Annotated in this window: 12 protein-coding genes, 2 tRNA genes and 2 other RNA genes; 8 read left to right on the top strand and 8 right to left on the bottom strand. The window is 50.0% G+C overall.

Going from position 1 to position 15,388, the window contains the following annotated elements; translation table 11 throughout:
* Positions 1-8: 8 nt before the first annotated feature.
* From oppC to ABLU80_RS01975, 4 genes are all read right to left on the bottom strand, one after another.
* Positions 9-917, bottom strand: a complete 909-nt coding sequence (gene oppC / locus ABLU80_RS01990) for an oligopeptide ABC transporter permease OppC (protein ID WP_015367068.1) — start codon at positions 915-917, stop codon at positions 9-11.
* Between the two features lie 14 nt (positions 918-931).
* A complete protein-coding gene (gene oppB / locus ABLU80_RS01985; protein ID WP_015367069.1) occupies positions 932-1,852 on the bottom strand; it encodes an oligopeptide ABC transporter permease OppB in 921 nt (306 codons plus the stop codon).
* A gap of 84 nt (positions 1,853-1,936) precedes the next feature.
* Positions 1,937-3,568, bottom strand: a complete 1,632-nt coding sequence (oppA, locus tag ABLU80_RS01980; RefSeq protein ID WP_015367070.1) for an oligopeptide ABC transporter substrate-binding protein OppA — start codon at positions 3,566-3,568, stop codon at positions 1,937-1,939.
* Between the two features lie 750 nt (positions 3,569-4,318).
* Positions 4,319-4,966, bottom strand: a complete 648-nt coding sequence (locus ABLU80_RS01975) for a YchE family NAAT transporter (RefSeq protein WP_015367071.1) — start codon at positions 4,964-4,966, stop codon at positions 4,319-4,321.
* Between the two features lie 478 nt (positions 4,967-5,444).
* On the opposite strand from ABLU80_RS01975, the gene adhE reads away from it, so the two are divergent.
* On the top strand, positions 5,445-8,123 hold the full coding sequence (gene adhE, locus ABLU80_RS01970) for a bifunctional acetaldehyde-CoA/alcohol dehydrogenase (RefSeq protein WP_015705105.1): 2,679 nt from the start codon (positions 5,445-5,447) through the stop codon (positions 8,121-8,123).
* A 183-nt stretch (positions 8,124-8,306) separates the two neighbouring features.
* On the opposite strand, the gene tdk is transcribed toward adhE, so the two are convergent.
* Positions 8,307-8,927, bottom strand: a complete 621-nt coding sequence (gene tdk, locus ABLU80_RS01965) for a thymidine kinase (protein WP_015705104.1) — start codon at positions 8,925-8,927, stop codon at positions 8,307-8,309.
* Positions 8,928-9,476: 549 nt separating this feature from the next.
* On the opposite strand from tdk, the gene hns reads away from it, so the two are divergent.
* The gene (gene hns / locus ABLU80_RS01960; RefSeq protein WP_004103116.1) at positions 9,477-9,884 is read left to right on the top strand and encodes a histone-like nucleoid-structuring protein H-NS; all 408 of its coding nucleotides are present in this window, start codon (positions 9,477-9,479) and stop codon (positions 9,882-9,884) included.
* Positions 9,885-10,009: 125 nt separating this feature from the next.
* Here hns and galU read toward each other — a convergent pair whose 3' ends face one another.
* The 3 genes from galU to rssA all read right to left on the bottom strand — a co-directional run bounded on the left by galU (position 10,010) and on the right by rssA (position 13,112).
* Entirely contained in the window at positions 10,010-10,912 is a 903-nt protein-coding gene (gene galU, locus ABLU80_RS01955) for a UTP--glucose-1-phosphate uridylyltransferase GalU (RefSeq protein ID WP_015367076.1), read from the bottom strand.
* Between the two features lie 197 nt (positions 10,913-11,109).
* Positions 11,110-12,123, bottom strand: a complete 1,014-nt coding sequence (rssB, locus tag ABLU80_RS01950; protein WP_020079113.1) for a two-component system response regulator RssB — start codon at positions 12,121-12,123, stop codon at positions 11,110-11,112.
* 89 nt (positions 12,124-12,212) lie between these two features.
* A complete protein-coding gene (gene rssA, locus ABLU80_RS01945) occupies positions 12,213-13,112 on the bottom strand; it encodes a patatin-like phospholipase RssA (protein ID WP_015367078.1) in 900 nt (299 codons plus the stop codon).
* A gap of 110 nt (positions 13,113-13,222) precedes the next feature.
* Between rssA and ABLU80_RS01940 the strand changes: the two genes are divergently transcribed.
* From ABLU80_RS01940 to ABLU80_RS01915, 6 genes are all read left to right on the top strand, one after another.
* The gene (locus tag ABLU80_RS01940; RefSeq protein WP_026612345.1) at positions 13,223-13,681 is read left to right on the top strand and encodes a YchJ family protein; all 459 of its coding nucleotides are present in this window, start codon (positions 13,223-13,225) and stop codon (positions 13,679-13,681) included.
* Between the two features lie 44 nt (positions 13,682-13,725).
* A complete protein-coding gene (gene purU / locus ABLU80_RS01935; protein WP_015705100.1) occupies positions 13,726-14,568 on the top strand; it encodes a formyltetrahydrofolate deformylase in 843 nt (280 codons plus the stop codon).
* Between the two features lie 159 nt (positions 14,569-14,727).
* Positions 14,728-14,812 (top strand) — tRNA-Tyr (locus ABLU80_RS01930).
* Positions 14,813-14,855: 43 nt separating this feature from the next.
* Positions 14,856-14,988, top strand: a non-coding RNA gene (locus ABLU80_RS01925) — RtT sRNA.
* 39 nt (positions 14,989-15,027) lie between these two features.
* A tRNA-Tyr gene (locus ABLU80_RS01920) sits at positions 15,028-15,112 on the top strand.
* A gap of 43 nt (positions 15,113-15,155) precedes the next feature.
* Positions 15,156-15,288, top strand: a non-coding RNA gene (locus ABLU80_RS01915) — RtT sRNA.
* Positions 15,289-15,388 lie beyond the last annotated feature (100 nt).

Below are 15,388 nucleotides of genomic sequence, written 5' to 3'. Positions count from 1 at the left end.
GGCGCTCCTTAGCGGTCTTTCGGGTCGAGGGCATCACGCAGGCCATCGCCGATAAAGTTAAAACAAAACAGCGTTACCACCAGGAACCCGGCAGGGAACAGCAACAGCCACGGCGATACCTCCATTGAGTTGGCGCCATCACTGAGTAATGCGCCCCAACTGCTCAGCGGTTCCTGGGTCCCAAGGCCGAGGAAGCTCAGGAAGGATTCGAACAGAATCATGCTAGGTACCAACAGTGATGCGTAAACCACAACTACACCCAGCACGTTCGGCACGATATGACGAATAACGATATTCGCGGTAGAGACCCCGCCGACCTGCGCGGCTTCAATGAACTCTTTACGTTTCAGACTCAGGGTCTGGCCGCGTACGATACGCGCCATATCCAGCCACGACACCATCCCGATCGCCACAAAGATCAGCAGGATGTTCTGGCCAAAGAAGGTGACCAGCAGGATCACGAAGAACATAAACGGGAAGGAGTTGAGGATTTCCAGTAAACGCATCATCACCGAGTCCACTTTGCCGCCGAGATAGCCGGAAAGCGAACCATAGAGGGTACCGAGGATCACCGCCACCAGCGCCGCGGCAACGCCAACCATCAGCGATATGCGCCCGCCAATCGCCACGCGTACCAGCAGGTCGCGGCCGGATGAATCGGTGCCAAAATAGTGACCAGACTCCATATCCGGGGCATTGGACATCATCCCCCAGTCGGTATCGAAATAGGAGAACTGCGACAGCATTGGAGCGATAGTCACAAACAGTGCAATAATCACCAGCACAATCAGGCTGGCCACCGCCGCGCGGTTATGCATAAAGCGACGACGCGCATCCTGCCACAGGCTACGGCCCTCAACTTCCAGCTTCTCACTGAAGTGCTCCAGCGCCTCGCTGTTTTTCTTACTTAACATCATGGCGAACTCCGGCTTCAGTAGCGAATTTTCGGATCGATAACGGCGTACAGTACGTCGACGATCGCGTTAAACAGAATGGTCAGCGCGCCGACCAGAATCGTCAGGCTGAGCACCAGCGAGTAGTCGCGGTTAAGTGCCCCGTTGACGAATAACTGGCCAATACCCGGCAGGCCGTAAATCGTTTCGATAACCATTGAGCCGGTGATAATGCCGACGAATGCCGGCCCCATATAGGAAAGCACCGGCAGCAACGCAGGCTTCAGCGCGTGGCGGAAGATAATTCGGCGCATCGGCAGGCCTTTCGCCCGTGCGGTACGGATGAAGTTGGAGTGCAAAACTTCAATCATCGATCCACGGGTGATACGGGCGATACTGGCAATATATGCCAGCGATAACGCCACCATCGGCAGGATCATAAATTTCAGCGCCCCGCCGTTCCAACCGCCGCCAGGCAGCCAATGCAACGTGATGGCGAAAATCATCACCAATAGCGGCGCCACCACAAAACTCGGTATGACGACGCCGGTCATTGCCACCCCCATCACCGCGTAGTCCCATTTGGTATTTTGTTTTAACGCGGCAATAACCCCGGCGCTGACGCCCAGGATTACCGCTAATAAAAAGGCGGCAAGGCCTAATTTGGCGGAAACCGGGAAGCTTGATGCCACCAGATCGTTCACCGAATAATCTTTATATTTAAAGGAAGGACCAAAATCACCGTGCGCCAGCTGCTTCAGATAATTGAAGTACTGGGTCATGATGGGGTCGTTTAAATGATATTTCGCTTCAATGTTCGCCATGACTTCCGGCGGCAGCGTACGTTCACCGGTAAAAGGACTGCCCGGCGCGAGACGCATCATGAAGAAAGAGATAGTAATAAGGATGAATAGCGTCGGAATCGCTTCCAGACAGCGACGTAATATGAATTTTAACATTGCCCGTACCTTCTGGCCTGTGCCTATCGAGTGCGATGAATTCAGACACGGTGGGGCAAGCTCTGCCTGCCCCACGTCTTGCCATTAATGTTTGATAATATAAAGGTTCTTCACGTAAATATTATCCAACGGGTCTTTACCGGTATAACCGCCAACCCACGGTTTAACCAGGCGCGCGTTCACATAGTAGTAAACCGGAACAATCGCGGAATCTTTATCCAACTGTTGCTCCGACTGCGCGTACAGCTCTGCGCGTTTCGCTTCATCGGTGACCTGCAGGGTATCGCCGATGATCTTATCAAATGCCGGGCTCTTATAATGCGCCGTGTTGTTAGAACTGTCGCTGAGCATGGTGTTCAGGAACGATGTCGGCTCATTGTAATCAGCACACCAGCCGGCGCGGGCGACGTCAAAGGTGCCTTGATGGCGGCTGTCGAGGAAGGTTTTCCACTCCTGATTTTCCAGCTTAACGTTAGCGCCAAGGTTTTTCTTCCAGATGGACGCCACGGCAATAGCCAGTTTTTTATGTAAGTCGGAAGTGTTATACAGCAGGTTAAAGGTCAGCGGCTTATCAGCGGTATAACCGGCTTCCGCCAGTAATTTTTTCGCTTCTTCATTACGCTTTTCCTGAGACCATTTGAACCACTCAGGTTCAACGAGTTTCATGCCGTCGGTGTATGGCGGGGTGTAACTGTAAGCCGGCAGATCGCCCTGGTTTTTCACTTTATTGACGATAATATCGCGATCCAGTGCCAGCTTAAGCGCGGTACGGACGCGTACGTCGGTAAATGGCGCTTTCTGGTTATTGATTTCGTAATAATAAGTACACAGATAAGGATCGACGTGAACTTCTTTCGGGATCTCTTTTTTCAGCTTCTGGAACAGTTCAATCGGCATGTTGTTATAGGTCATGTCGATTTCGCCGCTGCGGTAGCGGTTCACATCGGTAACTTCAGAAGAAATTGGCAGGTAAGTTACCTGGTTAATAACCGTTTTAGCGTTGTCCCAGTAATTCGTATTACGCTCGAGCACAATACGTTCGTTCACCACCCAATCTTTTAGTTTATAGGCGCCATTGGTGACGATATTCGCCGGCTGAGTCCATTTTTCACCATATTTTTCGATGGCGGCTTTTGGTACTGGGGAAACGGATGGATGGACAAGGAGTTTATAGAAATAAGGGACCGGCTCGCTCAGGGTGACTTCAAAGGTTTTGTCGTCGATCGCTTTGACGCCGAGATCGGTTGCTGGTTTTTTGCCGGCAATAATCTCATCGACGTTGGCGACATGGCCGTACTGGAGATAGCTGGCGTACGGTGATGCTGTTTTCGGGTCGGCCAGACGCTGCCAGCTATAAACGAAATCTTGCGCGGTAACCGGCGAGCCATCAGACCATTTGGCATCTTTGCGAATATGGAAAGTCCAGACTTTAAAATCTTTGTTATCCCACGATTCGGCAACGCCCGGAACAGGATGGCCGTTAAGATCTCCAATCACTAACCCTTCAAACAGATCGCGGTTAACGTTGGACTCCGGTACACCTTCAATTTTATGCGGATCCAGAGATTGCACCTCTGCCCCGTTATTACGCACCAGCGTTTGTTTATCCGCCAGTTGCACCCCGGCAGGAACATCCGCTGCCATAGCAACATTTGCGGTGATGAGCGCAGATAAAATTCCCGCCGCTACCAGACTTTTTTTAGTGATGATGGTCATGTGTTGTTACTCCACTCATTATAATTACTGGTTATTTAACCAGCCTGTTATTTTTCCCTTATAGGGATTCTGTACAGTGCAGGAGTCTTTGCCGCTGTCAGATTTTACTGCTTGCTATCACCGACTTATTTATTACGACCGCTCAAACGGCAGCCTTGACGTCGATTCTTTACCCCCTGTCCAGAGGGGAATGTCGGCACAACGAGTCATTTAATAATAATTCTCATTTGTGCATATTAGTTAGTTAGCGATCAGGCCGGAAAGTACCAAAACGATTTCTTGTCCGCCAATGCAATTTGCAAATATGTTACCGGATTCTCTTTTATTGTTTTTTTTACCGTGCTTATCGTAAGGCTTATAACGCCAAAAAAGAAAAAACATTGTTTTTAATCAGCAAGATAGGACCACCCTGTCGTTTTGCGGCCCGGCCCTGCGCGCGAAGTTGCTTTTTTGTACAAAAATTTAACAGTTGTCTATTTTTTAGCACATTAATCTGCTGTCTCAATGAAATTACTAATATCATTTCAATGATCCGACAGCAAGCGCCAGAGAATGGTGTGATGAAAATAACAGTGACGACAGGAGAAAGACAGTACGGCGAGATAGAATAAAATCAACTAACCATATGATAAATATAAATTTAAATCATCATTAGCAAAAGTTATCGTTTGTCTTTTTTATTAGTGCCAGGAATAACTTTTGCTAATAATCTTTCAAACGCGAGGCCCAACCCCGCGCCTGATACACCGGCTATGCTGTCAATCCAGGAAACAACGCTTTAATCCCGGTAACAATAAACTCGATGCCTAAAGCCATCAGTAACAGACCCATGATACGTGTAATGACGTTAATACCGGTCTGCCCCAGCAATCTGACTAACCATGGCGCCATGCGGAAAATTCCCCAACAACAGGCGGCAAACAACGCAATAGCGATTGAAAAACCAATCAGATGGGCAATCGAGTGATAACGCGTGCCCCACACGATCGTGGAACTAATAGCCCCCGGCCCCGCCATTAAAGGTAATGCCAACGGTACGACACCGATGCTTTCACGAATGGCCGTCTCCGACTTCTCTTGTTTATTTTGTTTATCTTCGCCGAGTTTGCCGCTGATCATCGACATGGCGATCGTCACCACCAGGATCCCGCCGGCAATACGGAAGGAATCAATTGAGATGCCGAAAATTTGTAAGATGCCATCGCCAAGAAAGAGCGAGGTAAGCAGGATGATACCCACCGACAGGTTAGCCGTCAGATTCGTCTTATTACGTACCAGCGCCGTCTGGTAACTGGTCATACTAATGAAAACCGGAATGATGCCAACCGGATTGACCAGCGCGAACAGGCCGATAAAAAATTTAAAATAAATAGCGAAATCAAACAACGGTAGGGTCACAGTGAACTCCGCAGCACCATTAAAAAAGGCTGTTGACAGTATCGGTACAAAATAATTGCGCAGAAGATACCCTTTTCATCGCCACAATTCATCTCAAATATGCAGCCGGGGTTTATTGATTTTATTTGTTATATATTTGTTTCGCGCATGCACTTTATTCATTAAATATGCATATCTTATCATTAACCCTGACTTGATTGGTTAATTATTGACCTGCTGAAAGGTATCAGCATCGCCAAATATTGATCCAAATCACGTAATTAATACTCAGAAGTGAGTAATCTTGGCTACATCAACAGAGTGAAAGGCCGAAGTACCTGAGTGCGTAGTGAGACAAAGCTTTTTTAGTAAATCAGTGGGTTCAAAGCGTTAGAAATCTTTACGTTAACATTTACATGCAAGCTGTTAACAGCCTGTCTATAATGTCGAATCGAGCTACTGTTTTACTAAAAAAGTTTAACATTATCAGGAGAGCATTATGGCTGTTACTAATGTCGCTGAACTTAACGCACTTGTAGAGCGCGTAAAAAAAGCCCAGCGTGAATATGCCAGTTTCACTCAAGAACAAGTTGATAAGATCTTCCGTGCTGCCGCTCTGGCCGCTGCAGATGCTCGAATCCCTCTCGCTAAAATGGCTGTTGCCGAATCCGGCATGGGTATTATTGAAGATAAAGTGATCAAAAACCACTTCGCTTCCGAATATATCTACAACGCCTATAAAGATGAAAAGACCTGTGGCGTCCTGTCTGAAGACGACACTTTCGGTACCATCACCATTGCTGAGCCAATCGGTATTATTTGCGGTATCGTCCCGACTACCAACCCGACTTCTACTGCTATCTTCAAATCGCTGATCAGCCTGAAGACGCGTAACGCCATCATCTTCTCTCCGCACCCGCGTGCTAAAGACGCGACTAACAAAGCGGCGGACATCGTATTGCAGGCGGCGATTGCCGCTGGCGCGCCGAAAGATCTGATCGGTTGGATCGACCAGCCTTCCGTAGAACTGTCTAACGCACTGATGCATCATCCTGACATCAATCTGATCCTCGCCACCGGCGGCCCAGGTATGGTTAAGGCCGCTTATAGCTCCGGTAAACCTGCTATCGGCGTTGGCGCAGGCAACACGCCGGTTGTTATTGATGAAACGGCTGATATCAAACGCGCTGTGGCGTCCGTACTGATGTCGAAAACCTTCGATAACGGCGTTATCTGTGCTTCTGAACAATCCGTGGTGGTTGTCGACTCCGTCTACGACGCCGTCCGCGAGCGTTTTGCCAGCCACGGCGGCTACCTGCTGCAGGGTAAAGAGCTGAAAGCCGTTCAGGACATCATCCTGAAAAATGGCGCGCTGAATGCGGCGATCGTTGGTCAACCAGCGGCAAAAATCGCTGAACTGGCAGGCTTCACCGTGCCAGCCACCACTAAGATTCTGATCGGCGAAGTTACCGACGTTGACGAAAGCGAACCGTTCGCTCACGAAAAACTGTCTCCGACGCTGGCAATGTACCGTGCGAAAGATTTCGAAGACGCGGTCAATAAAGCAGAAAAACTGGTCGCCATGGGCGGTATCGGTCACACCTCTTGCCTGTACACCGACCAGGACAACCAGCCGGCTCGCGTGGCCTACTTCGGCCAGATGATGAAAACCGCGCGTATCCTGATCAACACCCCGGCTTCCCAGGGTGGTATCGGCGACCTGTATAACTTCAAACTCGCACCTTCCCTGACTCTGGGTTGTGGTTCCTGGGGTGGTAACTCCATCTCTGAAAACGTTGGTCCGAAACACCTGATCAACAAGAAAACCGTTGCTAAGCGAGCTGAAAACATGTTGTGGCATAAACTTCCGAAATCTATCTACTTCCGTCGTGGCTCACTGCCAATCGCACTGGATGAAGTGATTACTGATGGTCACAAACGCGCGCTGATTGTGACTGACCGCTTCCTGTTCAACAACGGTTACGCGGACCAGATCACTTCCGTACTGAAAGCGGCTGGCGTAGAAACCGAAGTGTTCTTTGAAGTTGAAGCTGACCCAACGCTGACTATCGTGCGTAAAGGCGCGGATCTGGCCAACTCCTTCAAACCAGACGTAATCATCGCCCTGGGCGGCGGTTCCCCGATGGATGCGGCAAAAATCATGTGGGTCATGTACGAGCACCCGGAAACCCACTTCGAAGAACTGGCGCTGCGCTTTATGGATATCCGTAAACGTATCTACAAGTTCCCGAAAATGGGCGTCAAAGCCAAGATGGTTGCCATTACCACCACCTCCGGTACCGGTTCTGAAGTTACCCCGTTCGCCGTGGTAACCGACGATGCAACTGGACAGAAATATCCGCTGGCCGACTACGCTCTGACTCCGGATATGGCGATTGTCGATGCCAACCTGGTCATGGATATGCCGAAGTCTCTCTGTGCCTTCGGTGGTCTGGATGCCGTGACTCACGCTCTGGAAGCTTACGTCTCCGTACTGGCTTCTGAGTTCTCCGATGGTCAGGCTCTGCAGGCGCTGAAACTGCTGAAAGAGTATCTGCCGGCCTCTTACCATGAAGGTTCTAAGAACCCGGTAGCCCGTGAACGTGTGCACAGCGCCGCCACTATCGCCGGTATCGCGTTTGCTAACGCCTTCCTCGGCGTGTGCCACTCAATGGCGCACAAACTGGGCTCGCAGTTCCACATTCCTCACGGTCTGGCAAACGCCCTGCTGATCAGCAACGTTATCCGCTATAACGCGAATGACAACCCGACCAAGCAGACCGCATTCAGCCAGTATGACCGTCCGCAGGCGCGCCGTCGCTACGCTGAGATCGCAGACCACCTGGGTCTGAGCGCTCCGGGCGACCGCACTGCGGCGAAAATCGAGAAACTGCTGGCATGGCTGGAAAGCCTCAAAGCTGAACTGGGTATTCCGAAATCTATTCGCGAAGCCGGCGTTCAGGAAGCTGATTTCCTGGCTCACGTCGATAAGCTGTCTGAAGACGCCTTCGATGACCAGTGCACCGGCGCTAACCCGCGCTACCCGCTGATCGCCGAGCTGAAACAGATTCTGCTGGATACCTACTACGGTCGTGACTTTGTAGAAGGTGAAGCGGCGGCTGTGAAAAAAGAAGCGGCTCCGGCCAAAGCTGAGAAAAAAGCGAAAAAATCCGCTTAATTCGCAGAATTGAAATGAACGAAGCCCCATCTATTGATGGGGCTTTTTTTATATTCGTACTTTATTAGAGTTACATCCAGGAGTAGTGAATGCAATAAATCTGGTGAAGTCGGAATAAAGGAACCGATTCCATAAAAGACAACAGGCGCCATTTAGACGCCTGAAGGTAATGAAATTACAGCATTATTCGCCGTGACGCAGCTTACTTTGCACCTGAGTTAATGAACCAGTGCTTAACGCCTCTTTATAATGCTTACGGCATACGGAAACGTACCGCTCATTACCGCCAATCACTACCTGTTCTCCTTCATTGTATGGCCGCCCTTCCTGATCAAGACGTAACACCATGCTTGCCTTACGGCCACAGAAGCAAATCGTTTTTAACTCAACCAGTTTATCCGACCATGCTAACAAATACTGGCTACCGCTGAATAACTCACCGCGGAAATCTGTACGCAAGCCGTAGCACAATACAGGGATATCCAGCTCATCCACGACTTCTGAGAGCTCATGAACCTGTTCACGGGTCAGGAACTGGCTTTCGTCCACCAGTACGCAATGGATGGGCTGGCGGGCATGTTCTGACGCTATATCGGCATATAACGACGTCTGAGGATTATACAGCCGCGCTGGTGAAGAAAGCCCGATTCGTGAGCTCACTTTGCCAGAACCAAAACGGTCGTCAATTTCAGCGGTATAAACGACGGTACGCATCCCTCGTTCCTGGTAATTGTACGACGACTGCAACAGCGCAGTAGACTTACCTGCATTCATTGCAGAATAGTAAAAATAAAGTTGTGCCATCGGCTGCGTAACCCCAATCAATGTGTTTTACCGCGCAATTGTATCATATATTACTGAGCCTACCGTGCTTTCACGGCGGTATTGCTGCTGGTTTAATGACAATGCTTTACAACAAATGAAACGGCCAGCGAAGGAATAGCGTTCAGACATCACCGTCACCACGGTAGCAGATACAAATCATTGTCGTTTTGTGCTTAAACCGCCATTCTCCAGACAACTATAATGGGTTTTGGTCGCCAATTTATATTAAACCTCACCATAACTAATGCGCTAAAACTGAAGTGTGATATTTATCCACGGGAAGTATAAATTTACTCTCGAAACGCAGGAAAATCATCCTGACTCATGGTTTTAGCGTCAGTGCGCATGCTTAAGCTATAAGCGAGAAGATGTGAAGTCGCGCGAAAATTTAACTTAAATTATTTAATCAACCAGACAAATAACAAGTAATTTTGAATTCCTTACATTCTCCCCTATTGCACATCTGATTTTATCGCTCTATTATTAGTTCAACAAACCACCCCACAATATAAGTTTGAGATTACTACAATGAGCGAAGCACTTAAAATTTTGAACAACATCCGTACTCTTCGTGCGCAGGCAAGAGAATGCACCCTTGAAACGCTTGAAGAGATGCTGGAAAAATTAGAAGTTGTCGTTAACGAACGTCGTGAAGAAGAAAGCGCTGCTGCTGCTGAAATTGAAGAGCGCACTCGTAAACTGCAACAGTACCGCGAAATGCTGATCGCTGACGGTATTGATCCGAATGAACTGCTGAGCACTATGGCAGCAGTTAAAGCAGGCACCAAAACTAAACGTGCTGCGCGTCCGGCAAAATACAGCTACGTTGATGAAAACGGCGAAACTAAAACCTGGACTGGCCAGGGTCGTACTCCGGCAGTCATCAAGAAAGCAATGGACGAGCAAGGTAAAACACTGGACGATTTCCTGCTCTAATTCGCTTTATGCTTGATAAAAAAATCCCGCTTCGGCGGGATTTTTTTTATCGTTACACGCTGAAAGTATCAGGCATAAAAAAACCGGTTCGCTATCAGGCGAACCGGTTTCTCGGGTGGCGAATATTACTTCGCGACCGCTTGCGCAAGCCAGGCTTTAAAGTCTTCGCCCAGAGTTTTATGGCGAACGCCATATTCTACGAAGGCCTGCATATAGCCGAGCTTATTACCGCAGTCATGGCTTTTGCCTTTCATGTGGTAAGCTTCAACGGTTTCTTTCTCGATCAGCATATCGATAGCATCAGTCAGCTGAATTTCATCACCGGCTCCCGGAGGGGTTTTCGCCAGCAGCGGCCAAATATCGGCGCTCAGCACATAACGACCGACTACCGCCAGATTAGACGGCGCGACGTCTGCTTTTGGTTTCTCAACAACGCCAACCATCGGCACGCTTTCGCCAGGCTGCAGGCTTTCGCCTTTGCAGTCAACAACACCATAAGCGGTGACGTCTTCAACCGGCTCAACCATGATCTGGCTGGCGCCCGTTTCGTCAAAGCGAGCAATCATCTCCGCCAGGTTATCACGGGTCAGATCGGACTCATATTCGTCCAGAATCACGTCGGGCAGAATAACCGCAACCGGCTCATCGCCGACAACCGGATGCGCGCACAGCACCGCGTGGCCCAGACCTTTAGCCAGCCCCTGACGTACCTGCATAATGGTGACGTGCGGCGGACAGATAGACTGAACTTCTTCCAGAAGCTGACGTTTTACACGTTTTTCCAGCATCGCTTCGAGTTCGAAGCTGGTATCGAAATGGTTTTCAATAGAATTTTTCGAAGAGTGTGTCACCAGAACAATTTCAGTAATCCCAGCGGCGATACATTCGTTAACAACATATTGGATTAATGGTTTATCTACCAGTGGCAGCATTTCTTTCGGAATAGCCTTGGTGGCGGGTAGCATCCTGGTGCCTAATCCCGCTACCGGGATAACAGCTTTTCTTACTTTAGAATTAAGGGCAGCCATTGAAATCTCCTGGACTGTTCGTTTTTTGAACTTAATGTCAATAAATAACGCATCGAGTATATCAGTCTGATCAGTTAAACCTGGTCTGAAAAGGTATGGATACCCTCGAATTAGGACTTTTACGCATAAAACGCAGTGATAGTACCACCGGAAATGTAGGCCCGGTAATCCCACCTACTAAAAATAGAGCGAATTGTTCAATCTGCAGACAACATCAGGCGTAAACGTCCCCCTGCTCCCCAAATTTGGCACTGCCAGGATGTGCAGCGCTGGCTAATTTGGTTGAGGTATGCGTTGCCCAACGTTCCTAATGGAACGCCGTTACTAATTTGAATTTTATGCTCTCCGGTATTCAACGTACCGTTAAGACCGGCAGAAACCAGAATCAAATTTTTTAATCCGCTGTGATAATAACCAACCAACAATGGGAATTGACCCGGTAAATTGGCCTGGCGGAGTAATTGGTTAACTTGTTTTAACAATGCGCCCATTTCCGGCAGGCGCTGTCCCTGATGAGCAAGTTGTTCTTGCAGCAAACCATTAAACAAAGCGCGTAATAATAATGCCGCCAGAACGCCATTATCGCCAGCGCGGGTGACATCCAGGCAATAAAACGCCAGATCGTTTTCTGATAACGGTGCAATATCCAGCACCAACCCCGGCTTATCCGCTGAGATAAGCTGACGATAATTGATACGACAATGGGAAATCTCCTGCTGCACCGGCGGCTGAAGTTCCTGTAATAACCTTGACGCCGCCAGAGGATCGCTGACTAACGCGTCCCAGTCTTCAAATAATCTCTCTTCCTCTTCAACTCGTGAACTAAACATTGTCGGGTAGAGACATGCATACACCGTTTCACGCAGGCGATTAAAATCTTTTACCGGCTTCAGTAAGACATCCTGCACGCCAAGACGTAATGCTTTAGCAATATCCGCCATGTTTTCGGTCGCTGAAATCATCAGAATCGGGAGCTGTTCACCCTGGTTGCGAACCTGCTCAACCAGTTCAAGGCCGTTCATCCTCGGCATCGAGATATCGCAAATCATCAGATCCGGTTTCGAAATCGCGATTTGCTGTAGCGCTTCAATGCCGTCTTCCGCCTGGCGGGTAGTCGCCCCCAGGGAAGTTAGCCAGCTATCAAGGAGAGAGCGGAAAACGGGTTCGTCTTCAACTATCAGAATCTGTTTTCCCGCCAATGGCTGCGTCATGTTCTCTCCCCTGGCTGACGATAATTAAATAGTGGCACGCTATTCACGCTATCGCCTGTCAGAATTTACTTAAGTGTTGGACAAGTGCGCTACGCGGAAGTGCGCACCAAGGGTAATAATTCATCCATTTTTTTCTCAACGGCCAGCTGTCCTGCGGCCATCGCTTCGCCAGCACGATGAAAATCAAGAGTGGAGATTTGCGGACAAAACGGCTGGAGCAGGATATCCGGCGGATCGCCTGCCATACGATTACGTTTCAGGCGATTTTCCAGCACCTGTATCGAGGTTGACATAATCTCCATCGCCGTGGGGGTTATTGTCGCACGGCGAGAGCTCATTCTCCCCAACCGGGATCGCAGACGGGAATGCCAACTGAGCTCCTCTATCGGCTCCGGACGAGGCGACTCTATTGATAATAAATCCTGTTGCATAAGATGGGCGTCATGCTGGAGATCGACGGCAATCACAATATCCGCCCCCAAAGCTCGCGTCAGTGAGACCGGGACCGGATTAACCACCGCGCCATCCACCAGCCAGTAGCCGTTATGCATCACCGGCGACATCAGGCCAGGCATACTACAAGAAGCGCGGACCGCCATGTGCAGATCGCCTTCCGTAAACCATAATTCGCGCCCGGTACTCAGATTAGTCGCCACGGCGGCAAAACGTCGTTCGCACGCTTCAATTTGCGCGACGGGCATAATTTGCCGGTATTGATTGAACACCCGCTCGCCGCGTAACAGTCCGCCGCGCCGCCAGGAGAGATCCATCAATCGCAGCACGTCCCAGTTGCTAAAGGAGCTAACCCACTTTTCCAGCGCAGGGAGGCGATTGCAGGCGTAGGCCGCACCGACTAAGGCACCAATCGAACATCCCGCTACCACATCGACATCAACTCCCGCCCGATGCAGCGCTTTGATCACGCCGATATGCGACCAACCGCGCGCGGCGCCAGCCCCTAGCGCTAAACCAATCTTTAGCTTTCTCATTAGTACAGATACATATCCTTCCACTCCGAGCATGACATCAGCGCCATCGCTCAGTTAACATAATGCACTTTGGCGCTCTGGCGCCGTCATTCTTTTCCATGGAGGCGATTTTGTCGCAATTATGCCCCTGTGGCAGCGCTCTGGAGTATAGCTCATGTTGCCAGCGATATCTGACTGGCGGTCAGCTTGCGCCGAGCCCGTCACAGCTGATGCGTTCCCGCTATAGCGCATTCGTGATGAAAGATGTCGATTATTTAATCAAAACCTGGCATCCACACTGTGAGGCGCCACGCTTTCGCGCCGATATCGAAAAAGGCTTTGCCAATACGCAGTGGCTTGGTTTAACCGTTTTCGCAACCGATAACGGCCGTAGTTCCGATGAAGGCTTCGTCAGCTTTATCGCGCGCTTTACTGAAGATAACCGTCCCGGCGCGATTATTGAACGTTCCAGATTCTTAAAAGAAAACGGACAGTGGTACTATATTGACGGCACCCGACCATTAATTGGTCGTAATGACCCCTGCCCTTGCGGCTCAGGTAAAAAATTTAAAAAATGCTGCGGCCAGTAAGGCCCGGCATCAGCAATTGCAAACACAACAGGATTTTCCCCGCGATGCATTCATTACAACGTAAAGTACTACGCACCATTTGCCCTGATCAGAAAGGCCTCATCGCGCGTATCACGAATATTTGTTACAAACACGAGCTGAACATTGTACAGAACAATGAGTTTGTCGATCATCGTACCGGCCGCTTCTTTATGCGTACCGAGCTCGAAGGTATCTTTAATGACGCCACCCTGCTCGCCGATCTCGATAGCGCGCTGCCGGAAGGCTCAATCCGTGAACTCAATCCCGCGGGCCGTCGCCGAGTGGTGATTCTCGTCACCAAAGAAGCTCACTGTCTCGGCGATCTGCTGATGAAAGCCAACTATGGCGGTCTGGATGTCGACATCGCCGCGGTTATCGGCAACCATGAAACGCTGCGCACGCTGGTAGAACGTTTTGATATTCCTTTTGAGCTGGTGAGCCATGAAGGATTGAGCCGCGAAGAGCACGACCAGCGGATGGGTGATGCGATAGCCGCCCACGATCCGGATTACGTGGTACTGGCAAAATACATGCGCGTGCTTACCCCGGAGTTTGTCGCCCGCTTCCCGAACAAAATCATTAATATCCACCACTCATTCCTGCCAGCGTTTATCGGCGCGCGTCCGTATCATCAGGCCTATGAGCGCGGCGTGAAGATCATTGGCGCCACCGCCCACTACGTAAATGATAATCTGGATGAAGGCCCAATCATCATGCAGGACGTGATTCATGTCGATCATACCTATACCGCCGAAGATATGATGCGCGCAGGCCGCGACGTGGAAAAAAACGTCTTAAGCCGCGCGCTGTATCAGGTGCTGGCGCAACGCGTCTTTGTTTACGGTAATCGGACGATTATTCTTTAATCGACAGCGAAATGAATTGGTTAGCTTTGCGGCGTTACGCGTAAAAATCAGGCAACCAGTTTAATTTTGTCAAAGGAATGCTTTACAGGGGCGCGTCATTTGGTATGATGCGCCCCGCTTCCCGAGAAGGGAGCAGGCCAGTACAAAGCATTACCCCGTGGTGGGGTTCCCGAGCGGCCAAAGGGAGCAGACTGTAAATCTGCCGTCATCGACTTCGAAGGTTCGAATCCTTCCCCCACCACCATTATTCACTACAGTGATATGGTTTCCCCGACAAGCGTAAACAATGTTTGCACTTAGCGGGAAGGGTAAGAACCTTCGACTAAGGTTCGACTCGAGCGCCAGCGAGAGAACGTTGCCACAGGCAACGGCCCGAAGGGCGAGGAGCGATAGCGACGAGTTATCCTTCCCCCACCACCATTCATTTTGCTGAATAGCCTACAATTTGATTTTACCCCTGGTGGGGTTCCCGAGCGGCCAAAGGGAGCAGACTGTAAATCTGCCGTCATCGACTTCGAAGGTTCGAATCCTTCCCCCACCACCATCTCCTCATGTCATGCCCAGCTTAATCTACTTGCGATATTCTATATTCTGCCCTACGGGGAAGGATGAGAAGCTTCGACTAAGGTTCGACTCGAGCGTCAGCGAGAGAACGTTGCCGCAGGCAACGGCCCGAAGGGCGAGGCGCTTTAGCGCCGAGTAATCCTTCCCCCACCACCATCTCCTCGTGTCATGCTCAGCTTAATCTACCTGCGATATTCTATGTTCTGCCCTACGGGGAAGGATGAGAAGCTTCGACTAAGGTTCGACTCGAGCGTCA

This window comes from Klebsiella sp. CN_Kp104 (assembly GCF_040064515.1).
In the GTDB taxonomy this organism is placed as follows: domain Bacteria; phylum Pseudomonadota; class Gammaproteobacteria; order Enterobacterales; family Enterobacteriaceae; genus Klebsiella; species Klebsiella aerogenes.
Note: the sequence above shows the minus strand (reverse complement) of the source record. Positions and strands in the feature narration are given on the sequence as shown.